This window comes from uncultured Roseobacter sp. (assembly GCF_947496515.1).
GTDB lineage: Bacteria > Pseudomonadota > Alphaproteobacteria > Rhodobacterales > Rhodobacteraceae > Roseobacter.
Genome location: NZ_CANMDB010000004.1, coordinates 72,978 through 94,570 on the forward strand (window position 1 = coordinate 72,978; position 21,593 = coordinate 94,570).

Annotated in this window: 20 protein-coding genes and 1 tRNA gene; 12 read left to right on the forward strand and 9 right to left on the reverse strand. The window is 62.6% G+C overall.

What is annotated here, in order from left to right:
- Positions 1 to 3 precede the first annotated feature (3 nt).
- Complete coding sequence (fabI, locus tag Q1A53_RS09190) at positions 4 to 810, reverse strand: enoyl-ACP reductase FabI (protein ID WP_299965447.1); 807 nt, start codon at positions 808 to 810, stop codon at positions 4 to 6.
- A 144-nt stretch (positions 811 to 954) separates the two neighbouring features.
- On the opposite strand from fabI, the gene pdxH reads away from it, so the two are divergent.
- The 11 genes from pdxH (at position 955) to Q1A53_RS09245 (ending at position 12,509) form a co-directional block, all read left to right on the forward strand.
- Entirely contained in the window at positions 955 to 1,560 is a 606-nt protein-coding gene (pdxH, locus tag Q1A53_RS09195; protein WP_299966066.1) for a pyridoxamine 5'-phosphate oxidase, read from the forward strand.
- A 217-nt stretch (positions 1,561 to 1,777) separates the two neighbouring features.
- A complete protein-coding gene (locus Q1A53_RS09200) occupies positions 1,778 to 2,314 on the forward strand; it encodes a cold-shock protein (RefSeq protein ID WP_299965450.1) in 537 nt (178 codons plus the stop codon).
- Positions 2,311 to 2,775: a DUF192 domain-containing protein gene (locus Q1A53_RS09205; RefSeq protein WP_299965452.1), complete on the forward strand. Its 465-nt coding sequence runs from the start codon at positions 2,311 to 2,313 to the stop codon at positions 2,773 to 2,775. The genes Q1A53_RS09200 and Q1A53_RS09205 overlap by 4 nt, the downstream gene beginning before the upstream one ends.
- Before the next feature lie 183 nt (positions 2,776 to 2,958).
- Positions 2,959 to 3,035, forward strand: a tRNA-Pro gene (locus Q1A53_RS09210).
- A gap of 267 nt (positions 3,036 to 3,302) precedes the next feature.
- Positions 3,303 to 4,568 (forward strand): hydroxymethylglutaryl-CoA reductase, encoded by a 1,266-nt coding sequence (locus Q1A53_RS09215; protein WP_299965455.1) that lies wholly within the window; start codon positions 3,303 to 3,305, stop codon positions 4,566 to 4,568.
- Positions 4,565 to 5,476, forward strand: a complete 912-nt coding sequence (locus Q1A53_RS09220) for a UbiA family prenyltransferase (RefSeq protein WP_299965457.1) — start codon at positions 4,565 to 4,567, stop codon at positions 5,474 to 5,476. The genes Q1A53_RS09215 and Q1A53_RS09220 overlap by 4 nt, the downstream gene beginning before the upstream one ends.
- Positions 5,473 to 7,866, forward strand: coding sequence for a PEP/pyruvate-binding domain-containing protein (locus Q1A53_RS09225; RefSeq protein WP_299965459.1), 2,394 nt, complete (start codon positions 5,473 to 5,475; stop codon positions 7,864 to 7,866). Before Q1A53_RS09220 ends, Q1A53_RS09225 begins: the two co-directional genes overlap by 4 nt.
- Positions 7,863 to 8,966, forward strand: a complete 1,104-nt coding sequence (locus tag Q1A53_RS09230; protein WP_299965461.1) for a DUF3419 family protein — start codon at positions 7,863 to 7,865, stop codon at positions 8,964 to 8,966. Before Q1A53_RS09225 ends, Q1A53_RS09230 begins: the two co-directional genes overlap by 4 nt.
- Entirely contained in the window at positions 8,963 to 10,279 is a 1,317-nt protein-coding gene (locus tag Q1A53_RS09235; protein ID WP_299965463.1) for a hypothetical protein, read from the forward strand. The genes Q1A53_RS09230 and Q1A53_RS09235 overlap by 4 nt, the downstream gene beginning before the upstream one ends.
- Positions 10,276 to 11,118, forward strand: coding sequence for a hypothetical protein (locus Q1A53_RS09240; RefSeq protein ID WP_299965465.1), 843 nt, complete (start codon positions 10,276 to 10,278; stop codon positions 11,116 to 11,118). The genes Q1A53_RS09235 and Q1A53_RS09240 overlap by 4 nt, the downstream gene beginning before the upstream one ends.
- Positions 11,115 to 12,509 carry an AMP-binding protein gene (locus tag Q1A53_RS09245; protein ID WP_299965467.1) on the forward strand — a complete coding sequence of 465 codons (1,395 nt, stop codon included), beginning with the start codon at positions 11,115 to 11,117 and terminating at the stop codon, positions 12,507 to 12,509. Before Q1A53_RS09240 ends, Q1A53_RS09245 begins: the two co-directional genes overlap by 4 nt.
- Before the next feature lie 224 nt (positions 12,510 to 12,733).
- Here the strand turns inward: Q1A53_RS09245 and Q1A53_RS09250 are convergent, their stop codons facing one another.
- On the reverse strand, positions 12,734 to 13,588 hold the full coding sequence (locus Q1A53_RS09250; RefSeq protein ID WP_299965469.1) for a LysR family transcriptional regulator: 855 nt from the start codon (positions 13,586 to 13,588) through the stop codon (positions 12,734 to 12,736).
- A 65-nt stretch (positions 13,589 to 13,653) separates the two neighbouring features.
- On the opposite strand from Q1A53_RS09250, the gene Q1A53_RS09255 reads away from it, so the two are divergent.
- Positions 13,654 to 14,430 (forward strand): sulfite exporter TauE/SafE family protein, encoded by a 777-nt coding sequence (locus Q1A53_RS09255; RefSeq protein ID WP_299965471.1) that lies wholly within the window; start codon positions 13,654 to 13,656, stop codon positions 14,428 to 14,430.
- A gap of 131 nt (positions 14,431 to 14,561) precedes the next feature.
- On the opposite strand, the gene Q1A53_RS09260 is transcribed toward Q1A53_RS09255, so the two are convergent.
- From Q1A53_RS09260 to Q1A53_RS09290, 7 genes are all read right to left on the reverse strand, one after another.
- A complete protein-coding gene (locus Q1A53_RS09260; protein WP_299965473.1) occupies positions 14,562 to 15,932 on the reverse strand; it encodes an aminotransferase in 1,371 nt (456 codons plus the stop codon).
- 66 nt (positions 15,933 to 15,998) lie between these two features.
- A complete protein-coding gene (locus tag Q1A53_RS09265) occupies positions 15,999 to 16,835 on the reverse strand; it encodes a helix-turn-helix transcriptional regulator (RefSeq protein ID WP_299965475.1) in 837 nt (278 codons plus the stop codon).
- 31 nt (positions 16,836 to 16,866) lie between these two features.
- A complete protein-coding gene (locus Q1A53_RS09270) occupies positions 16,867 to 17,625 on the reverse strand; it encodes a nitrilase-related carbon-nitrogen hydrolase (protein ID WP_299965477.1) in 759 nt (252 codons plus the stop codon).
- 56 nt (positions 17,626 to 17,681) lie between these two features.
- Positions 17,682 to 18,710, reverse strand: coding sequence for an extracellular solute-binding protein (locus tag Q1A53_RS09275; RefSeq protein WP_299965480.1), 1,029 nt, complete (start codon positions 18,708 to 18,710; stop codon positions 17,682 to 17,684).
- Between the two features lie 23 nt (positions 18,711 to 18,733).
- Positions 18,734 to 19,540, reverse strand: coding sequence for an ABC transporter permease (locus Q1A53_RS09280; RefSeq protein WP_299965482.1), 807 nt, complete (start codon positions 19,538 to 19,540; stop codon positions 18,734 to 18,736).
- A complete protein-coding gene (locus tag Q1A53_RS09285) occupies positions 19,537 to 20,463 on the reverse strand; it encodes an ABC transporter permease (protein ID WP_299965485.1) in 927 nt (308 codons plus the stop codon). The genes Q1A53_RS09280 and Q1A53_RS09285 overlap by 4 nt, the downstream gene beginning before the upstream one ends.
- Positions 20,463 to 21,551 carry an ABC transporter ATP-binding protein gene (locus tag Q1A53_RS09290; RefSeq protein ID WP_299965488.1) on the reverse strand — a complete coding sequence of 363 codons (1,089 nt, stop codon included), beginning with the start codon at positions 21,549 to 21,551 and terminating at the stop codon, positions 20,463 to 20,465. The genes Q1A53_RS09285 and Q1A53_RS09290 overlap by 1 nt, the downstream gene beginning before the upstream one ends.
- Positions 21,552 to 21,593 lie beyond the last annotated feature (42 nt).

The window sequence follows — 21,593 nt, forward strand, 5'->3', positions numbered from 1 at the left end:
GCTCTAGTCCTTGCTCATGTCGGGCGCATCCACCGCCTTCATCCCGACCACGTGATAGCCCGCATCCACATGCAGGTTCTCGCCCGTGGTCCCGGAACCAAGATCGGAGAGCAGGAAGAGCGCCGCCTTGCCCACGTCTTCGGTGGTCACGTTGCGGCGCAGGGGAGAGTTATATTCGTTCCACTTCATGATGTAGCGGAAATCGCCGATGCCGCTGGCGGCCAGCGTCTTGATCGGCCCGGCGGAGATCGCGTTGACGCGGATGCCGTCCTTGCCCAGATCTTCGGCCAGATACTGCACGGATGCCTCCAATGCGGCCTTGGCCACACCCATGACATTATAATGGGGCATGACCTTTTCGGCGCCGTAATAGGTCAGCGTCAGGCAGGAGCCGCCGTCTTTCATCATCTTCTCCGCCCGCTGCACCACCGCGGTGAAGGAGTAGACGGAGATGTCCATGGACATGGCGAAATTGGCGCGGCTGGTATCCACGTAGCGGCCGCGCAGTTCCGACTTGTCGGAGAACCCGATGGCGTGGACCACGAAATCGAGACTGTCCCAATGGCCCTTGAGCGCCTCGAACAGCGCATCGATGGACGCCTCATCGCCCACGTCGCAAGGCAGGACGATATCGCTGCCTAGCTGTGCTGCCAGCGGGTCCACCCGCTTTTTCAGCGCGTCGCCCTGGTAGGAAAACGCAAGCTCGGCACCCGCATCCGCGCAGGCCTTGGCGATCCCCCAGGCGATGGATTTATCGTTGGCCAGCCCCATGATCAGCCCGCGTTTACCGGCCAGAAGATCGTTGCCCATGAAAGTCCCTCGGTCCGTCATTTCGTTACGTATCGGTTCTCGTCCTTTAGGCGATTGCGCAGGGGCCATCAAGGTCGTGTCACCGCTCTTGACCTTTGAGGCGCGTGGGCTTCCTTTGCCCGTGGACACATGAACGGGGACATCATGGAAAAGAGAGACGGCAAATTCGCGGGCGACGATCCCTTTCGGATAGCGGAGCGCTGGCTGGCCGAAGCTGAGAAGACAGAGCCCAACGACCCCAACGCCATTGCCTTGAGCACGGTCGATGACACGGGCCTGCCCAATGTGCGGATGGTTTTGCTGAAAGGGGTCGAGGCGGATGCCTTTGTCTTTTACACCAACTACGAAAGCGCCAAGGCAGCAGAGCTCGACAGCGCGGGAAAAGCCGCCTTTGTGATGCACTGGAAGAGCCTGCGCCGTCAAATCCGGGTGCGCGGTCTGGTCACCCGGGAGGACGGCGAGACGGCAGATGCGTATTACGCGACCCGCTCCCTGAAAAGCCGCCTGGGCGCCTGGGCGTCGCGTCAGTCCCAACCGCTTTCCAGCCGCGGCGCACTCATGGCGGAGGTCGCCAAGGTGACCGCGACCAAGGGCACCAACCCGCCCCGCCCGCCTTTCTGGGGTGGTTTTCGCATCACGCCGCTGGAGATCGAGTTCTGGGCAGATGGCGAGTTCCGGCTGCACGACCGCTTTGTCTGGCGGCGCCAAGACCTATCCGCCGACTGGTCGGTCACCCGCCTCAACCCCTGATGGAAATCATTCGCTGCCGCGGTTTTGCCGTGCGGCGGGTGGATTCAACCCCGGCGAGAAAGCGCGGCAAATACATCCTAAAAGCGCGCTTGTGCAAAATAAAATTGGGCTGTAGCGAGGAAGCCTGACCTAAGTTTTTATTGTTTGGCCTTGAAAGAAGAAAGTTAATTCGCGCAAGACTGTGTTAATAGATGTATCGTTGATTGAAAGTAGTCGAGTGAACAAGACCGACGACATAACCTCGCCCGTGGCCGGGCTTGTTAAATGGTTTGATCCGGTAAAGGGGTTCGGCTTCGTTGTCGCGGACGTCGGTGGTCCGGATATTCTTCTGCACGTGAATGTTCTGCGCAATTTTGGACAGAGTTCGGTCGCCGACGGCGCGCGCGTCGAACTGGAGGTTCAGCGCACGGATCGTGGCGTGCAGGCAACCCAGGTTCTCGCCCTCGTACCACCTGTGGCGGATGAGCCGGTCGGCTTGTCGGACATTGCGGCCATGGACCCCGCGGTTGTTGCCGCGGCCCCGCTGGAGCCTGCCCGCGTCAAGTGGTTCGACAAAGGCAAGGGCTTTGGGTTTGCCAATGTCTTCGGCCGCCGGGAGGACATCTTTTTACATATGGATGTGCTGCGCCGCTCTGGACTGTCGGATCTCGGCCCGGGGGAGGCGCTGGCCCTGCGCGTGATCGAGGGAAAACGCGGACACATGGCGGCGGAGGTTTTTGCCTGGGAGGCAGCACTGGACACCGGCGGCACATGAGGGCTGCCGCTCTCGCTTTGCTCCTCAGTTTGACCGCCGGGGCGGTCGCGGCACAGCAATGCGATGAAGAGGCGGTGTATCTGCGGGGCGACTGGGGGCAGGCACGCTTTGCCGTCGAGATTGCCGACGATCCGGCAGAGCAGGCGCAAGGATTGATGCACCGCGAACATCTGGCGAGTTCCGCTGGCATGCTCTTTATCTACGACAAACCGCAAACCCTGTCGTTCTGGATGCGCAACACGCTTATCCCGCTTGATATCATCTTCATTGATCCGACAGGCACGGTTCAGCACATCCACCATTCGGCGCAACCGCTCGATGAGACCCCTATTCCCGGCGGCAGCGGGCTGACCCATGTGTTGGAGATCAACGGTGGTCTGGCCACGGCCATGGGCATTACCGAGGGATCGCAGCTGCGCCACCCGAGCTTTGCGCCCGATGCAGCGCAGTGGCAGTGCTGAGGCTGCGGTGTATTGGCAGCGCGTCAACGGGTTGATCAGGGTTGGGTCGCGGTCGCGCAACAAGGCAAACCGCCGATGCCGGGTTGGCAGCCTTGATTGGAGCCGGACCGCCCCAGGCAGCCTCGACGGGAAATGCGTTTGGGGGCTTTTCAAAGTCTTTCACCTCGCCTAAAGAGAGCGCGTCGGAGCGTGGCGCAGCCTGGTAGCGCACCTGTTTTGGGTACAGGGGGTCGGAGGTTCGAATCCTCTCGCTCCGACCACTTTCTCTCAGCAGAAAATCGAATCCTTGGCGCCTCGCGCTGTGGTGGTGAGAGGACGCAGAGCGCAGCACGATAGCGTGGGATGCGGCGATACCCTCGCGGCGTGCAAAGGGACAAATGCTGTCCGACACTGCTTAGCCCGAACAGTCATGACGTAGAACGCGGAGCGTGACTGACCACAAGCCGCCCCGAAAACGCCTTGACCGGCGGAGCCACAATGCGCATTCGGACATGAGCAACAGGCGCGCGATTGATCGGAGAAGGTTCGTGACCGTCCCCACCCATGTCCAGGCGATGCTCACGCGGATGCGTGCGAAGTTCACGCCCGAGAAACTGCGGGCTCAGATGAGGTCGCGAAATGCACCTTTTCGCACGCTGCGACCCGTCCGCACTGCCTCCGAAGCGAGCGCTTTGCGCTACTGGGCGCGCCTGATTGGCCCGGCCTCGACGCAGGACCGCGATGTGATTGCAGATCCGGCGAGCCTTGCGTCAGCGCAGGATTATTCCGGCAACATCGAAAACTACATCGGCACGGTCAAGGTGCCCGTCGGGGTGATCGGGCCGCTGCGCGTCAACGGTGTCAACGCCGCAGATGACTTCCACATACCTCTGGCCACGACCGAAGCCGCCCTTGTGGCATCCTACGGGCGCGGCGCCTATGCAGCCACCAAGGCAGGGGGCGTCAGCACGGCGGTCCTCTACGAAGGTGTCATTCGCACGCCCGCTTTTGTCTTTGACGACATCCTGAACGCGGGGCTCTTTGTGGAGTGGGTCGCCAACACGATCGACGCCCTGCGTGACGCGGCGGAAGGTACCACGAAGCATGGCAAGCTGATTGCCGTCGAGCCCGTCGTCGACACCGACGTTGTCTTTTTGATCTGCCGCTACACCACGGGCGATGCGTCGGGCCAGAACATGGTCACGATCGCGACCCATGCTTTGTGCGACAGGATCGCGGCGGAGTGTCCTGTCCCCATCAACCGCTGGTATATCGAGGGCAATTTTTCGGGCGACAAGAAAGCCTCGGCGCTCGGGCTGATGACAGGGCGCGGGCGCAAGGTCACCGCGTCTGTCATGCTGCCTGCCGCGATCATCGAAAAGACCCTCGGGACCACGGCGCAGGCCATGCTGGATTACGGGCGCATTGCGGATCTGGGTGCAAAGCTCTCGGGCCAGATGGGCGCGCAGGCGCATTACGCCAACGCCCTGGCCGCACTCTATATCGCAACCGGCCAGGATGCGGCCTGTGTTGCGGAGAGTGCCTTGGGCTTTACCCGGATGGAGGCCCGCGGTGACGCGCTGTTCTGTTCCGTTACCATGCCCAACATCCTCGTGGGATCCGTCGGGGGCGGCACCGGTCTGGCAAGCCAGAGCGCGGGGCTCAACATTCTGGGTCTGAAAGGGGCGGGCAAAGGGGCCGCACTTGCCGAGGTCACGGCTGCGGTGTGTCTGTGTGGCGAGATCTCGATCGTGGCCGCGATTGCCGCCGGGGATTTCACCCGCGCCCACGAGAGCCTGGCACGGTTGAGATGACACTGCTGCAACGTCTGTGGATCTACCAGGCCGAACGGTTCCCGCTGGCCAAAACCGTCCCCCTTCTGGCGTGTTTTTCCGCAGCATCCATCACCCTCTCCGCGGTGCTGGCAGACCGTCCGTTGCCCGGCATACCGGCCTATCTGATCGGCTTTTGCCTCGCCCTCATTCTGTTCTTTCAGATGCGTGTCGCGGATGAGGTAAAGGACGGCGCGGACGATGCCGCCTATCGCCCGGAACGCCCCATCCCCCGCGGGTTGGTCACGCTTCGACTGATCGTCTCGCTTGGGATCGCAACCATACCCCTGGCGATCCTGTTGGCTCTGCTGCATGGGGCGGGCCATGTCTGGCTGCTCTTGCTCACCTGGGCCTGGCTGACCGCGATGACGGTCGAATTCGGCGTCCCTGCGTGGCTCAAGGCGCGCCCGGTCATGTATTTGCTGTCTCATATGGCGATCATGCCGCTGATCGATGTGCTGCTGACCGGCATAGAATGGCTGCCCCACGGGACGGCGGCACCGGCGCTCTGGTTGTTCATTGCGTTGTCCTTTTCGAACGGGTGTGTCCTGGAGATTGGTCGCAAGCTCCGGTCGCCGGAGAATGAGCGGGCAGGCGTAGACACCTATTCAGGTCTCTGGGGAGCGGGGCAGGCCGCGCGGATCTGGCTGGTTTTCGTCGGCATATCGGCTCTGCTGCTGACCGGCGTTGGCGCTGCGACGGGGTTCGCTGCGGTCTTTGCGGCCATCAGCCTTATCGGCTTTGCGTTTTGTGCCCACCGGGCGCGCCGCTACGCCGCCGATCCGACCCCCAAAGCGGAAAAGCAGATGGACACTGTGGCAGGGCTTTGGGTCTTTGGCTGCTACGCGACGGCAGGTTTCCTGCCCCTCGCCCTGGGAGGACTGCCATGATCTGGGTCGACAACACGGATCCCGCCCAGGCCGGGGGCAAGGGCGCATCCCTCGCCAGACTGGCCGAACACGGGTTCAACCCGCCCCCATCCTTCGTGATCAGCGCAGAGGCGTTCCACGAGGGCAAGCCGCGCCGTGGCCTGAAAACAGCTGTCCGCACGGCGTTGAAATCCATTGGCCCCGGTCCCTACGCCGTGCGATCCTCCGGCCATGCGGAAGACGGCGCTGAGCATAGTCACGCAGGCCAGTTCGACACGTTCCTCAATGTGGATGCGGCGGGGGTCATCGATGCCGCTGCCAGGGTCTGGGTGTCGGGTTTTGGCAAAACCGTCACCACTTACCGCGCGGTGAAATCCGGCGGTGATGCGCGGGCCCCTGCCATCGTAGTGCAGCAAATGATCGACGCGCGTGTGTCCGGTGTCGCCTTCAGCGCGGACCCGGTCAGCGGGCGGCGCGACAGGGTGGTCATCTCGGCGGTCGAAGGGCTCGGCGATGCTCTGGTCAGTGGTGAAGTCGATGGTCAAAGCTGGATCGTGGCGGACACCGTCACGGCTCCGCAAAAGCCCGTTCTGTCCGATGCGGAGGTCCAGAGCATCGCCGATCTGGCGCGCAAGGCCGAGGCCGCATTCGGCAGCCCGCAGGACATCGAATGGGCAATCGACGCGGCAGGTCTGCACATCCTGCAGTTGCGCCCCATTACCACCGCGCTCAAACCGGCGGCCCGCCCCGACACGGCCCTGACGATCTTTGACAATTCCAACATCGTTGAAAGCTATCCCGGCCTGGTGTCGCCCTTGACCTATAGTTTCGCCGTGCATGTGTACGACCGCGTCTACCGCTCCTTTGTGGCCCTTCTGGGCGTCAGGCAGGGCACAATCGCGGATAACACGGCCGTTTTCGGCAACATGCTGGGCCGCGTGGATGGGCGGGTGTACTACAATCTGGTCAACTGGTACCGCGCGCTGGCGCTGCTGCCCGGTTTTGCCCTGAACCGTGCGTATATGGAAACCATGATGGGGGTCGACACGCCCTTGCCGGCGGAGGTGACGAACAGCATCGGCCCACCGCCCGCCAAGGGATTTGCGAAAGCTGCCGAATACGCGAAACTCATCGGTGTCAGCGCGCGGCTGGTGGTCGAGGCCTTGCTGTTGCCGCGGACCCGCCGCCGCTTTTACGCGCGGTTGAATGCGGCACTGGAGAGCGATCTTGGGCTGGACACCGCCACCCTCACGCACCTTGCCAGCGAATACCGCCGCATTGAGAGCACCTTGCTGGACCGGTGGGATGCGCCGCTGGTCAATGACTTTCTGTGCATGATCGCGTTTGGCGCATCGCGAAACCTGCTGAAGCGATGGTTGGGGGATGACGGGCTGACGCTGCACAACAATGTCATGATCGGGCAGGGCGATATCGTGTCAGCGGAACCTGCACGGCGCATTGCGCGCATGGGCCGCATCGTGGCCGAGCACAGCATTGCGCCGGACCGCATCGAGACCCATCCGGCACTGTGGGACGAGCTTGCCGCGTATCTCGCGAAATTCGGCGACCGCTGTACCGAAGAGCTGAAGCTGGAATCCATTCCGCTGACCGAGGACCCATCGCAGCTTGTCTCAGCAATCGCCGCCAGCGCGACACGCCCGCCCGCGGCACATGCGACCGGGCAGGAGCCGGACTGGACGACGATCTTTCGTGGCAAACCGATCAGGGCCCGGGTGGCAAAGGGCATCGTCACCTGGACCAAAGCGCGTGTGCGCGACCGGGAAAACCTGCGGTTTGAACGCACGCGGCTGTTCGGCAGGGCCCGTCAGGTCTTTCTGGCAATGGGCCGGGAGTTCGCGGCACGCGATCTGATCGACCAGCCCCGCGACGTGTTTTACCTGACCGTCGCTGAGGTGATGGGCGCGATTGAAGGGTTCGGTCTGTCGCCGGACTTGCGGGGGCTGATTGCGTTGCGGCAGGCCGAGGATGCGGCCTCTTCCCGGCGGGAAGATCCGCCCGAACGCATCGAGGTTCGGGGGCCTGCGATCCTGCCAGCGGCGATCAGCCACGCCCCGCCCGCGCAGAGCGAAACAGGTGATACGCGCACGGCGACAGGATGCTCGGCAGGGCTGGTCACCGCAAAGGCCAGGGTGATCCGCGATCCCCGGACCGAAAGCCTTGCCCCGGGTGAGATCCTCGTGGCGCGGCACACCGACCCCGGCTGGATCGCGGTGTTTTCCAACGCAAGTGCCATCGTGGTCGAACGCGGATCGCTGCTGTCCCACTCTGCCATCGTCGCGCGGGAACTGGGCATTCCCTGCGTCGTTGGCCTGAAAGGCGCCACCCGCTGGGTCAAGGACGGTGAGCTGCTGCAGGTGGACGGGGCAACCGGGGTGGTGAAAAAGCCATGACACAGACATCCGAAATCGCCGGAAAGGCAAGCTTTGATCACATCCGTTATGCGCAACTGTGGGAAGACGCGGATGTCTTATGCGCGGCACTGCCGCAGGCGCCGGGCAAGACGCTCGTGTCGATCTGTTCGGCGGGTGACAACGCCCTGGCGATGCTGACCCTTGACCCCGCGCGGGTTGTCGTCGTTGATCTCTCAGCGGCCCAGATCGCCTGTCTGCACCTGCGGATCGGGGCGTACCGAGCGCTGTCGCACCCCGAATTCCTCGAACTGATGGGATCACGGCCAAGCACGCAGCGCGGTACGTTGCTGGACCGCGCGACGGCGGCGCTCGACGCGCAAACGCGAGACTTCTGGCACGCCCGCCGGGCAGAGGTGATCGCGCATGGGGCAGGGGGTGTTGGCAAGTTCGAGCGTTATTTCCGCATCTTCCGCACAAGATTGCTGCCGCTGGTGCATTCCCGAAAAACCATCGACGCGATTTTTGTCCCGCGGTCCAAGGCGGACCGCGCGGATTTCCTGAGCACGCGGTTCAATACCTGGCGGTGGCGGCTGCTGCTCAACTTCTTTTTCTCACGGTTCGTGATGGGACAGATGGGCCGGGACAAGGCATTCTTTGATCACGTCGAAGGCTCCGTCGCCGGGCACGTGGCTCGCCGGATCGAACATGCGGCTGTTGACTGTGATCCCTCGCAAAACCCCTATCTGCACTGGATCCTGAAAGGCACCCACGGTGATATTGTTCCGATGCCATGGCGCGCCGAACACTACGCGACGATCCGCGACAGGCTTGACCGGCTGGATATTCGCCAAGGCGCGCTGGAGGCATTTATCCAAGACGGTGACAAGGCGGATGGCTTCAACCTGTCGGATACTTTCGAATACATGTCTGGGGACGTCTTTGCCCAGGTCTACGGGCAGATCCTCAGCGCGGCGCGCCCGCAGGCCCGTCTGGTCTATTGGAACATGATGGCGCCCCGCCGTGTCCCGCCGCGGTTTGCGGACGAGGTGATCAGATTGACCGCCGAGGAAGACCGGCTGAAAGCCCTAGATAAGGCGTTTTTCTACTCTGACTTCGTTGTCGAGCAAGTCACCGGATGAGCATACCTGCGCAGATCGCCATCGCATGTGCCTCAGTCGCGCTGTTGCTCGGGCTGATGGCAGGGGTCAAACCCCTCGCCAATGCGCGCGACGTGCCCGCCGAAGTGCAGCGCAAGATCGTCCATGTTGGCACAGGGCTTTATGCGCTGAGCCTGCCGTGGCTGTTCACCGACGACTGGCCGGTGTTCATGCTGATCGGGCTGACCCTCGTGATGATGACACTCCTGCGCTTGCCCGCCTTTTCACAAGGCGGCATCGGCGAGACGCTGCACGGGGTAGAGCGCAAATCCTACGGGGATTTTCTGCTGGCCGTCGCCGTCGGCACCGTCTTTTTGTTGGCGGACGGCAATGCCATTCTCTACATTCTGCCCCTTGCGACACTGACCCTGGCGGATGCCGCTGCCGCACTGGCGGGCAGCCGCTACGGTCGGAAATTTTTCGCGGTCGAAGACGGCCAAAAATCGGTCGAGGGATCGGTTGTCTTTTTCGGGGTCACGCTGGTCATCTCGATGGTGTGCCTGCTGCTGTTGTCCGATGTCTCGCGCCCCGGCGTCATCCTGATCGCCACGATGGTCGCCGCCTTCGGAACACTGGTCGAAGCCGACAGCTGGCGCGGGTTTGACAACTTCTTTCTGCCCGCGGGTCTGCTGGTCTTTCTGCAAAGCCATCTGGACAGCCCGTGGCAAGACCTCGTCCTACTGACGGTCCAGTTCCTGATGGCGATCGTTTTGTTCCTGCGCGTCGCTCCGTCCCTGCGGATCACCCGGCACGAAGCGCGGGTCTATATCATCGCAACCTTCTTGCTCATCTCGGTGGTCGCCGTTCAGAACACCGTTCTGCCCTTGCTGGTGTTTCTCCTGCACGCGGTAGCCCACCGCCTGAACCCGTGCAGCGCGGCTCATCCGGCGCTCGATATGGTGGCAGCTTTCGCTCTGGCGAGTTTTGGATGGTTGGCAGTCGGGTTGCTGGCCGATACGAGTGCGCTGATGTACTACGGGCTGATGTCGGTCGGTCTTGCTACGGGCTTTGTGGCGCTCGCTCTGGGGCGCAAACCTCTGTGGTTGCGCGTGGCGTTGGCGACGGTGATGGGATGTGTCTTGTTCGGGCTCTACAGCCTCTTGATGCCGTACAATCTGACCTTTGTGCCATGGCCACGTGACCTGATGCTGATCGGCACATTGGTGGTGGGCGCCACGGTGCTTGCAGGGGCGTTGAGGCCGTCGTTATTCGACACCCACCGCGCCGCAAAACTCACGCTTCTGGCACAGGTCGTGCCGGGGCTCAGCTATGGCATGATGGTGAGCGGTACATGACGGTCGAGACACTGAAAACCGACGACGGGCAGGTGACGCTCTGGTTTGACGGGCCCGCGTGGGCTGGCCATACCCGGGTCGCGACGGTTGGCAAATGCACCTTCGCCTCGGCGGAGGCGGGCGCGCGCCTGTTGAGCGATGCCGCAACCCGCGCCAGAGCCAGGGGGGCCAAAGCGCTGATCGGCCCCATGGAAGGGGACACCTGGCATGCCTACCGTCTGATCTGCGAGCGGGGGGAGCAGCCGCCTTTCCTGATGGAACCCAGCAGTGCCGCCCATGATGAGGCTGCGTTTCGTGCTGCCGGCTTCGACGTGATCTCGTCCTATTTTTCGGCCTCCGCACCTTTGTCCGATTTGCCGGGACCCAAGCCCAGGGATACGGATGAATTCACCGTGGAGCCGTGGGACGGCACCGATGCGGATGCGCTGTTTACCCAGGTTCATGAGCTGTCCTGCGCGGCCTTTGCAGGTAACCCATTCTACAAACCGATTGCCCTGTCGGACTTCCTCGCGATGTATCGCCCGGTGGTGCCGCTCCTGAAACAGGACCTGATCCTTTTCGCCCGCGACCGCACCGGTGCGCTGGTGGGCTTTCTGTTCGGCATTCCAAACTATGCCGAAGGGCCGGAGCCGACCACCGTGATCCTCAAGACCTACGCCTCGCTGCAAAAGGGGGCCGGGCATTGGCTGTCCCATCAGTTCTACGTGAACGCCAAGGCGATGAAGTTTGACAGGGTCATCCATGCGCTGATGCATGACGACAACCTGTCGGCGCTTCGGTCGGGCCTCAACGGGGCGGAGATCTTTCGCCGCTACGCGCTGATGGGGCGTGTCTTGTGACCACCCTTGTCGCGGCCTTCGCCCGGTCAGCGGCGAAGCACAGCGCGCGTACGGCGCTGATTGACGGCACCGGCGCGGCTCATACGTTTTCGCATCTGCAAGCGCTGGCGGAAACCTACGCCGCCGGATGGTATGCGAGGGGCGTGCGCCCCGGTGACCGGGTGCTGGTCGCTATGGGGATCGGCCCCGATCTTTACGCGTCCCTTGCCGCGCTCTGGTCGCTGGGGGCAACCGCCGTTCTGCCGGAACCCGCGATGGGGCTGGCCGGGGTCAGAACCGCGGTTGACGCGACACATCCCAAATTCTTTTGCGCGGCAGGTCCCTACAGGTGGATCAGGCTGCTGCTTCCCCGCCTGTGGCGCGCGCGTCTGCTGACACCTGGCAAGGGGTGCGACGCGGCACCGCCGAGCCATGGTGCGGACCCTGACAGCGTCGCCCTCATCTCCTTCACATCCGGCACAACCGGAATTCCCAAAGCGATCCCGCGCACACATGCGTTTCTGATGGCGCAGTGGAAAGCGGTGGCCCCCTTGCTCCATAGCGACGGGGAAGAGATCGATCTTGTGACCTTTCCCGTGTTCGTTCTGATCAACCTGGCCGAAGGGCGGACCTCCGTGCTGCCCAACTGGAAGATGTCCAGACTGGCCGGTCTCGACCCGGCATCGCTTGTCGGGTGGATATCGGCCAACAAGTGTACCCGCGCCTTGTTGCCGCCTGCGCTTTGCGACAAGCTGATTGAGGCGCAAGACACCGGACAGCTGCGCCAGATCTTCACCGGTGGCGGCCCCGTTTTCCCGGATGTCATTCGCCGCCTGCAAGACATTTCCGACGGGCTCAAGATCACCACCGTCTATGGCTCGACCGAGGCCGAGCCCATCGCGCATGCCCAGACGGTGGAAGAGGGCTATGGCCTGTTCGCAGGGCACCCTGTGGATGCGGTTCGCCTGCGGATCGTGGATAGCGAAATTCAGATCGCCGGGGATCACGTGAACCGCGGCTATCTCGACCCTGCCCGCGATCAGGAGACCAAAGTCGTCGAAGGCGATACGATCTGGCACCGGACAGGCGATGCCGGGCAGCTCGACGAGCAAGGACGGCTCTGGTTGCTGGGCAGGGTTGGCGACGAGGTGACGATCGACACCGGCGTGCTGCACCCGTTCGCCATAGAGACCGCAGCCCGGATGTGGCCGGGTGTTGATCAGGTGGCCCTGATGGCGCTGAACAAGACGGCGGTTCTGGTAGTTGCCGGTAAGGCAGAGCACGGCGAGGCATGGCGCTCCCGGGCCGCAACGTTTGGAATTGCGGATGTGCGGCACGTCCCGTCGATCCCGCTGGACCGGCGTCACAATTCGAAAGTGGATCGGACCGCCCTGCGCAAACTGCTGATCTGACGCGTGGCTGAGGTTTCATCGAGGGGCCGAGCGCGCAGGGACTCCGACGCCAGTGCGGGATGACACGGCTCTTTCGGATCAGCAGTGTCTGAACCAAGGTGATCGACCTCCCAAGGTTTTTGGCTGAAAGGCAGCGCCTTCGGCCCGCGCAAAGGGACCGGCCCCGGCAGTCTCTGCGTCTGGCTGGCACGGTGATCGCGCCTCTGGCAATGGCCGCGCGCGCTCTACCGGGACATGGCCTCCAACTGGCTGAGCAGCAGGTTTGCGCTCGACAAGCCGTCTCGCGGCGCGTGATAGGCCGCCAGAGCGACAGGAGAGAGCGGGGGCAGGTCGAGGGTGTCGGGCGCGGTGCTCAGCGGCCCTACGATGGTCTGGCGCGGCATCACCGTCAGCGCCAACCCTGCCTGAACCAACGCGCGAACCCCGATCGGATGGGGGCTGAGATGGGTGACGTGGCCTTGCAGGCCCGCATTGTCCAGCGCCTTCAGCGCGTATTGCCTCAAATCGCGACCGTCGGTCAGAAACGCCAGCGGGATAGGACCATCTTTCGGCAACACGAAATCACGCGCACACACCCAGTCTAGCTTGGTCGAATGGACGAACCGGCGCAGACTGTGACGCCCCTGATCCATCATATAGGCAACGTCAATCTCGCCCTCTTCCAAGCGCTCCAGCAGCCTGTCGCTGCGGTCGCACTGGATCTGGATCTGAACGCCGGGTTGTCTGACGGCGAAGTCTCTGAGCACCTCGCTGACGACGGAGAGCGCCAGCGTGACGGTCGTGCCCAGCCTGAGGATTTGCCGGGATTTGGTCGTTCGGACCGTTTCAACGGCTTCCTCCGACAGCGCAACGATCCGGCGCGCATAGACCAGAAAGGCCTCCCCCTCCGCCGTCAGGTGCATGGTCTGACCGCGACCACGCGACACCAAAGGCTGACCCAGCGATGCCTCCAGTTTCCTGATCTGAGCGCTGACGGCCGATTGAACCGTGTGTCGTTTTCCGGCGACGATGGTGAAGTTCAGGTGCTGGGCGACCAGCAAAAACGTCTTGAGCGTGTTGAGATCAAATGAAATCGTCATTTGCGTTTCTTAAACGCATATCAAATCGTTTCAAAGATCTACCGGCGTCATCTACATGAAAAATCATGAATTTGACGCTCTCTACCGATCTCGCTCTGTCGTTCTATGGGGTCGCTGCCCTGTCCATCTTGCTGACAGGTATCTCCAAAAGCGGGTTCGGCGGGGGGCTCGGTGTGATGGCTGTCCCGCTGATGTCTCTCTTTGTGGCGCCGCAGTTCGCGGCGGCTGTGATGATGCCGATACTGCTGGCCATGGATGTGCTGATCGTCTGGCGGTTCCGCCGAACATGGGATCAGCGGATTATCCTGGGCTTGTTGCCTGCAGCGGTGCTGGGGCTGGTGCTGGGCAGCCTGACCTTCGGTTTGATGAACGCCGATGTGATCCGGTTGGTCATCGGTCTTCTGGCAGCGTTCTTCGTGGGACAGTTTCTCGCCTCCCGCCGGGCAACGCACGGATCCCGGCCCACGCGGCGCCCCGTCGTCTGGGCGTTGGGTCTTTTGTCCGGCTTTTCCAGTTTCGTGGCCCACGCGGGCGGCCCCCCCGTCAAAGGGTATCTGCTGCGGCAAAACCTCGAAAAGACCTGGTTTGTGGGAACGAACACGGTCTTTTTCTTTACCCTGAACGTGATCAAGACCATCGCCTACGGGGCGACGGGCACGCTGTCGATGACCAGCCTGCTGACAAGCGTCACGCTGGCGCCGGTGCTGTTTGTGGGCGTTTTCATCGGCGCCCGGTGCCATGCCTACATAAAACAGGAGGTGTTTGTGAAAGTCGTCTACGGTTTTCTCGCCCTGACTGCCGCAAAGCTGCTGACCGACAGTGTCCTGGCCTTCACCCGATAGCGCGGTGTCCCGACCGGAGATCCGACCAGATTTTCACACCATGCCGCCGGGGCCATCGGAGACAGACGCGCATCAAAGCCCGCATCATCATCGGGTGATGGGAACCCTGCCGCAAACCCACTCGCGCGCTGTCAGTCGCAGTCCTCCAGAACGCTCAGCGCATGGCCTAGCACCTCGACCATCCGGTCCACATGGGCTGTTTCGAGAATAAGCGGGGGCGACAGGATAATGCGGTCTCCGACCGGTCGGACGATAAGACCCGCCTTCACACAGGCGTCGAAGACGCGCGCACTGGCCTTTGCGGAGACCGCAAACGGGCGTTTTGTGGTGGGGTCCTTCATCAGATCAAGCGCCAGCATCAGGCCCTGTCCGCGCACATCGGCCACATGCGCATCGCTCGACAGCGTTTGCAGCGCCGTCTGGAAATAGCGGCTCATCTTCTTGGCGTTTGCCAAAATGCCATCACGGTCGATGATCGCGATGTTCTCCAGTGCCGCCCGGCAGGCCACCGGATGCCCGAAGTACGTCAGCCCCATGGAAAAGACACCGCCTTCGCACTGCGGCTGGCTGATCACCTCGTAGATCTCGTCCGAGATCAGCGTGGCCCCCAACGGAATGTACCCCGAGGTGATGCCCTTGGCGCAGACGAGGATATCGGGCGTGTAGTCATAGACCTCCTGTGACGCAAACCAATGTCCCAGACGTCCGAAGGCGGTCACGACTTCATCGGCGATATAGAGCATGCCGTGGCGTTTGCAGACCTCCCACATCCGCCTGTGATAGCCCTTTGGTGCCACCAGCACGCCGCCCGCACCCATTACCGGTTCCGCGATGAAGGCGGCACAATTATCAGGGCCCAACTGGTGAATGCGGTCTTCGAACTCCCGCACCAGATGATCGCAATAGGCGGCCTCGTCCATGTGATCGGGCTTGGCAAACATATTAGCTGCGGAAACATGGTGGATGAAATTCTCGCCCACCTTGTCAAAGCTCATCTTGGTGGCTTGTATCCCCGTCAGCTCCGCCGCCACATAGGTCGCACCGTGATAGCCGCTGTTGCGAGAGATGATCTTTTTCTTGCGATGCTCACCGCGCATCGTGAAATAGTAATGCACCAGCCTGACAGCGGCGTCATTCGCTGTGGAGCCGCCGCAGGTATAATAGACGTGGTTCAGATCACCCGGCGCATGATTTGCCAGCCACGCGCCCAGTTCCGCGGCAGGTTCGTTGGTCGAATGACCGAACGGGTTATAATACTGCATCTTGAGGACCTGATCACCGATGGCCTCTGCCATCTCGCGGCGCCCGTGGCCGATGTTGACGCACCACAGCCCGGCAATCCCGTCGAGCAACCTGCGCCCGTCGCTGTCTGTCACATACATGCCGTCAGCTTCGGTGATGACATGGCTGCCTTCGGCGTTGAACGTGCTGAAATCCGTGTAGGGATGCAGGACATGGGCGCGGTCCTTGGCCCAGGCGGAATTGGCGTCAGCGATGGTCATATGTGGATCTCCCCGGATGGCCTGCCACCACCGTAGGCTGAAACCGCGCGCGCGGCACAGTCCCCATCAGGGGGTAGGGCGGTCTGGCAGAAAGCGGATGGGATCCCCCTGCGCTCCGGCTGGCATGCGCTGCAGCGCCTCCAGAAACAGCGACAACAGCTCTCCTTGGCCGGAGACGTTCAGCTTGGTGTAGACGCGCTTGCGGTGGACCTTGATCGTCTCGGGGCTGTTGCCCAGCATCTGCGCGATGGCCTTGGAGCTGTGGCCCTGCAGGATCATCAGCGAGATTTCGCGTTCGCGCGGGCTCAGGCAGGAGGTGCCGAACTGCTCCAGCGCCATGTTCAGATGCGCGGACAGCCGCCCGGTGCCGTCGATGTTGTCGGGGCTGAGCGTGGTCCAGTGCCGCCGCGCCAGCGCGTCGATCACGGGGAGCAAGGGGGCAAGCGCCCGGGCATCGGCCCGCGCGTCCTCCCGCTCGATCCCGCAGGAGATGAACAGCCCCGCCCCGCCGGGCAAGGCCAGAAGCATCGCGCATTCATCCACCAGCCCCATCTGTTTGAAGAACTTGGCATGGTACTCCGATTGCCCGAAGTCATCCGGCGCCACATCGCCGAGGCACAGCGCTTCACTGGCGCGCGCATGCTGGTAGCGCAGCACGAACGGGTCCAGCAGATACGCCGCCTCCAGATAGACCGACAGCAGCGCCTTTTGCGCAGGCTGACGGTGATTGCCGTAGAGCACGGCGGGCGAATGCCCATCAAAGAGCGCCGTGATAAAGATGTTATCCGCCCCGCAAGCCCGCTGGCATACCGCGCCGATCAGGCGCGGGAAATCAGGCGTGCCGATCGCGTCGATCGCAGCGCCCAGCAGGGCCATCACATCTGTCGAAGGTGCGGGTGTCATGGTCGGACAATGCCAGCGGCGCAGGCGGCCATCAATCGCCTTGATAGTCCCGCAACTGCGTCGCCGGTGGGATGCTGGCGCCGTCAAAATCCGGCCCGGAGACCGCTGCAGCACATAGTCCCTGTGTCTGCTCCATGCCTGCGAGCACCAGACCATCGCGCCCGATGATGCGCGACAGGCCGGTATAGGTCAGCCCCGCGGATGTGCCGCAGTAATTGGCATAGACGACGGTCAGCGCATTCTCTGCCGCGCGGGAGGGCACCATGATCTCATTGACATTCGTGAAGGGCATCATGTTCGCCGTCGGCACCAGGATCACCTCCGCGCCCTGCCGCGCGAGGGCACGCACATGCTCGGGGAATTCCACATCATAGCAGATCAGCAGCCCAAAGCGCGTCTCTTCGTAGTCGAAAAGCACATCCCGCCGACCGGCCGTATAGATCGCGGCCTCCTCCGGTCCAAAGAGTTGCCGTTTGACATAGCGCGCTCTCTCGCGTCCGTCTGATCCGAGCACGAGGGCGGTGTTGAACACGCCTGTCTCGGTATACTCCGGCAACCCGATGGTCAGGGCGACACCGTGGTGCTGGCAGGCGGCGGTGAGGCGGCCGTGTACCTCCGACCAGCCCGAGGGCGGCGTGGCGGTCACCTGTGTGTAGCCCGGCAGGAAGGTCTCCGGCAGTACCAGCATTTGGGCACCGGCCTGCGCGGCCTCCGCGAGCGCTGTCTCCACCGTGGACAACCCTGCATCGACGGAGACCGGCTCGGGGCACTGGTAGAGCGCGATGATCATGCAATTGCCTCCGTCAGCAAATGGGGCCACCCCGGTGCGGGCGGCCCCTTGCCGTTTTACTTCTTCAGATTGGTCCAGATCTGATCATAGACCGCCTGCGTGGCCTCGTCACAGACCTCGATGAAGGCACCTTCGCCTGCATCGGCGGGCGGATTGGATTCGGGCAGTGTCGCCAGTTCCGGATCCAGATAGGCTTCTGCACCGGTCACGCCCAGCCCGTAGCGGGCATAGTTCGACACCTGCGCGATGTTCTCCGGCTCCAGCAGGAAATCCATGAAGGTGATTGCGTTCTCGCGGTTGGGCGCGTCCTTCAGCAGCACCACATTGTCCATCCACACCACGTAGCCCTCCTTGGGGAAGGCATAGGTGATGGAGGCTTTCTCTTCCCGCGCCTTGGCGCTGAACCCGTCATAGATCATGCCCGCGGCAGCGTCTCCCGACACCAGCACCTCCTTGGCCGTATCCGAATTGAACGAGGCCCAATCGCCCTTGGCAGCCTGCAGCATGTCGTTGAGCGCCTTGAGCTGATCGCGATCCGTGGAGCATTGCGGGATCCCCATATGCAGCGCGGCCATCGCCAGCACCTCGCCCTGGCTGTCGAGCACGTTGATCTTGCCCTTCAGCGCATCGGGCGTGTTGAACAGGATATCGGTCGTGTTGATGTCGCCGGAATAGGCATCGGTATCGACCGCAAAGGCGGTGGAGCCCCACTGGTAAGGGATCGAATGCTGGCGCCCGGGATCAAAGCTCGGGTCCGCCCATTCCGCCGCGATATTGCCCTTGTTGGCCAACTCATCCGCGCCGATGGTGTCGAGCAGCCCTTCGCCGACCATGATCTTGACCATGTAGTCACCGGGCACCGCCACGTCATAGGTGCCCATGCCGCCCGCCTTGAGCGAGGCCAGCATCGCCTCGTTGGAATCGTAGGTATCCATGGTGACGTTGATGCCGGTCTCGGACGTGAACTTGTCCAGCAACTCCTGCGGCATGTATTCAAACCAGTGGTAGATCACCAGATCGCCGTCGGCGGCAGCGGCCCCGGCGCTCATGGCCAGCGCCAGTGCGGTGGATGTGAGGTATTTCATGTCAGTTTCTCCTTGTTGCGATATTATTTTGTGTTGTCCCACTTCGACACGACGTAGGAAATCGTGACCATCACCACCGAGACGCCCAGGAGCATTGTGGAGATCGCCATGATATTCGGTTTGATGCCCTGTTTGACCGAGCCGAAGATCGCCGTCGGCAGGGTTTCCACGCCAGCACCCTTGACGAAATTGGTGATGATGAAGTCATCGAGGCTCACGATGAACGCCAGCAGAAAGCCCGAAATGATTCCCGGCATCATCAGCGGCAGCAGAACCCGGCGAAAGGCCTGCGCACGGCTGGCGTATAGATCCATCGCGGCCTGTTCATAGGTATCATCTATTCCCTGCATGCGCGCCTGAATGGGCAGGTAGGCAAAGGGGATGCAAAACGCGATATGCGCCACGAGGATCGTCAGGTAGCCGCGCGTGAAGCCGATCGCGTTGAAAAAGATCAGCGTGGCGACCGCCAGCACGATCTCCGGCACCATGATGGGCAGCGTGATCAGCCCGAGCGACGGCAGGCGCAGCCAGAACCGACCCCCGCGCACAATCGCGGTGGCCGCTGTCACCGCGATGGCGGTGGCGACGCTGGCGGCGATCAGGGCAATCGAGAATGAGTTGATGGCCGCTTGCTTGAACTTCGCACTCTCGGGTCCGGTGAACACGTCCGAGTACCAGCGCAGCGACAGCCCCTCCCAGACGGTGATCGACGCTGATGCGTTGAAGGAATAGACCGTGACCACCGCCAGCGGCGCATAGAGAATGACGAGGCACAGCACGGTGACGGTGAAAAACCCCCGGTAGGTTCTGACGTCCGTGACCGTACTCATACTGCGCCCTTCGTGCGGCGCTGCTGGGTTGCCGACACCAGCAGCACCAGCAACACAAGCGTCAGCAGGATCATCGAGGCCGCCGCCCCAAAGGGCCAGTTGCCCGCGTTGCCCTTGAACTGCTCTTCGATGAGCGACCCGATCATGAAGTTCCGCGCCCCGCCCAGCAGATCCGGGGCCAGAAAGGCCCCCAGACTGGGGACAAAGACCAGAATGCAGCCCGCGACGATGCCCGGCTTCACGGCGGGCAGGACGATGCGCCGCAGCGTCGCCCATTTGGTGGCATAAAGATCCGCTGCCGCCTCCGAGAGGGTGAAGTTATAGCGCTCCACCGCCGCATAGATCGGCAGCACCATGAACGGCAGATAGCTGTAATAGAGACCCAGTTGCACCGCCAGATTGGTGTTGATGATGCGCAAGGGATCCTCCGTCAGCCCCAGACCGATCAGCAGATCGTTCAGCGGACCCTGATCGCGCAGCAGAAATTTCATGGAGACAGTGCGGATCAGCAGGTTGACCCAATAGGGGATGGTGATCGCAAACACCCAGAGCGCGCGGGTCTTCTCAGACCGCGTCGCGATGAAATAGGCCGTCGGAAAGCCGATCAGCAAGGACAGAACCGTTGCCAGCCCCGCCTGCCAGATCGACCGCCAGAAGATGTTGATATAGGTCCACTCGATCTGGCAGGGCTCGTCGCCGAAGAGACCCCGGTTGCAAAAGAACTGATCATAGGCACCGGTCGAGAATTCCCAGATCACACCGCCCCGAAACTCCTTTGTCAGAAAGGAGTAGACCAGCATCATCGCCACGGGGGCCGCCACAAAGACCAGCAGCACCGCCCACGACGGCATCAGCAGCCAGTTGCGCGCAGAGGCAAAGGTCTGCGATGCAACACCGCCCGGAGCAGGAGCACCGCCCGCCATCAGTCCACCAGCAGACGGGCGGCACCCGGCTCCATTGCCACAAAGGCATGGGCGCCCGGCGCGAAGACCCGTTTGTTGCCCCGGGCGGAATTGGAGCTGCGCACGGTGATCTCGGGGCCGTTTTCAAGTGTCAGCAAGGTGGTGATGTCAGTGCCCACAAAGATGGTCTCGCGCACCTGCGCCTTGAGCGCCGGCGCCGCGGGATCGTGGCCCAGCACCAGACGTTCGGGGCGGATGGACAGATGCGCGCGGCTGTCGGGGGCAACACTGTCGGCTGCCTCGCAGCTCAGCCTCTGCCCGCTGTCCAGAACGCATTCCGCGATGCCGCCGTCAATCCGGTCCACCGTGACATCAAGCAGGTTCGTCTCGCCGATGAAATCAGCCACGAACCTGTTGCGCGGGCGCTCGTAGATATCACGCGGGCTGCCCAGCTGCTGCAACTCGCCCGCTGACATCACCGCGATCCGGTCCGACATGGTCAGCGCCTCTTCCTGGTCGTGGGTGACAAAGATAAAGGTGATCCCGGTCTCGCGCTGGATGTGCTTCAGTTCGATCTGCATCGCCTTGCGCAGCTTGAGATCCAGCGCGGAGAGCGGCTCGTCCAGCAAGAGCACTTTGGGGGAGGGCGCCAGCGCCCGGGCCAGTGCCACCCGCTGCTGCTGGCCGCCAGAGAGCTGCGCGGGCTTGCGGGCAGCGAATTGCGACAGTTGCACCAGCTCCAGCATCTCGCCCGCGCGCGTGCGGGCCTGCGCCTTCGACTGGCCCAGCATCTCCAGCCCGAAGCCCACGTTCTCCAGGATCGTCATATGCGGAAACAGCGCGTAGTTCTGAAAGACAGTGTTGACCGGGCGCTTGTGCGGCGGAAGGGTCTCGATCTCCTCGCCGTAGAGAAAAATCTCACCCGCGGTTACGTCTTCGAACCCGGCGATCATCCGCAAAAGCGTGGTCTTGCCACAGCCCGACGGCCCCAGCAGGGTGAAAAACTCGTTGTCCGCAATGCCCAGCGAAATCGTCTTGAGCGCGGTAAACTCACCATAGCGCTTGACCGCATTGCGGATGTCCACCGCAACTGTTGTGCCGTTCGCCATCAGTGCATCCCCGTTATTGCCGCCAAGCTACCACCCGGCCTG

What these genes read in the sequence shown, in the direction of transcription:
- Q1A53_RS09235 (WP_299965463.1), top strand. Translation starts at nt 8,963, where the DNA reads ATGAGCATACCTGCGCAGATCGCCATCGCATGTGCCTCAGTCGCGCTG.
- Q1A53_RS09255 (WP_299965471.1), top strand. Translation starts at nt 13,654, where the DNA reads ATGAATTTGACGCTCTCTACCGATCTCGCTCTGTCGTTCTATGGGGTC.
- Q1A53_RS09290 (WP_299965488.1), bottom strand. Translation starts at nt 21,551, where the DNA reads ATGGCGAACGGCACAACAGTTGCGGTGGACATCCGCAATGCGGTCAAG.
- Q1A53_RS09225 (WP_299965459.1), top strand. Translation starts at nt 5,473, where the DNA reads ATGATCTGGGTCGACAACACGGATCCCGCCCAGGCCGGGGGCAAGGGC.
- Q1A53_RS09240 (WP_299965465.1), top strand. Translation starts at nt 10,276, where the DNA reads ATGACGGTCGAGACACTGAAAACCGACGACGGGCAGGTGACGCTCTGG.
- Q1A53_RS09265 (WP_299965475.1), bottom strand. Translation starts at nt 16,835, where the DNA reads ATGACACCCGCACCTTCGACAGATGTGATGGCCCTGCTGGGCGCTGCG.
- fabI (WP_299965447.1), bottom strand. Translation starts at nt 810, where the DNA reads ATGGGCAACGATCTTCTGGCCGGTAAACGCGGGCTGATCATGGGGCTG.
- Q1A53_RS09280 (WP_299965482.1), bottom strand. Translation starts at nt 19,540, where the DNA reads ATGAGTACGGTCACGGACGTCAGAACCTACCGGGGGTTTTTCACCGTC.
- Q1A53_RS09285 (WP_299965485.1), bottom strand. Translation starts at nt 20,463, where the DNA reads ATGGCGGGCGGTGCTCCTGCTCCGGGCGGTGTTGCATCGCAGACCTTT.
- Q1A53_RS09230 (WP_299965461.1), top strand. Translation starts at nt 7,863, where the DNA reads ATGACACAGACATCCGAAATCGCCGGAAAGGCAAGCTTTGATCACATC.
- Q1A53_RS09270 (WP_299965477.1), bottom strand. Translation starts at nt 17,625, where the DNA reads ATGATCATCGCGCTCTACCAGTGCCCCGAGCCGGTCTCCGTCGATGCA.
- Q1A53_RS09250 (WP_299965469.1), bottom strand. Translation starts at nt 13,588, where the DNA reads ATGACGATTTCATTTGATCTCAACACGCTCAAGACGTTTTTGCTGGTC.
- Q1A53_RS09205 (WP_299965452.1), top strand. Translation starts at nt 2,311, where the DNA reads ATGAGGGCTGCCGCTCTCGCTTTGCTCCTCAGTTTGACCGCCGGGGCG.
- pdxH (WP_299966066.1), top strand. Translation starts at nt 955, where the DNA reads ATGGAAAAGAGAGACGGCAAATTCGCGGGCGACGATCCCTTTCGGATA.
- Q1A53_RS09260 (WP_299965473.1), bottom strand. Translation starts at nt 15,932, where the DNA reads ATGACCATCGCTGACGCCAATTCCGCCTGGGCCAAGGACCGCGCCCAT.
- Q1A53_RS09220 (WP_299965457.1), top strand. Translation starts at nt 4,565, where the DNA reads ATGACACTGCTGCAACGTCTGTGGATCTACCAGGCCGAACGGTTCCCG.
- Q1A53_RS09275 (WP_299965480.1), bottom strand. Translation starts at nt 18,710, where the DNA reads ATGAAATACCTCACATCCACCGCACTGGCGCTGGCCATGAGCGCCGGG.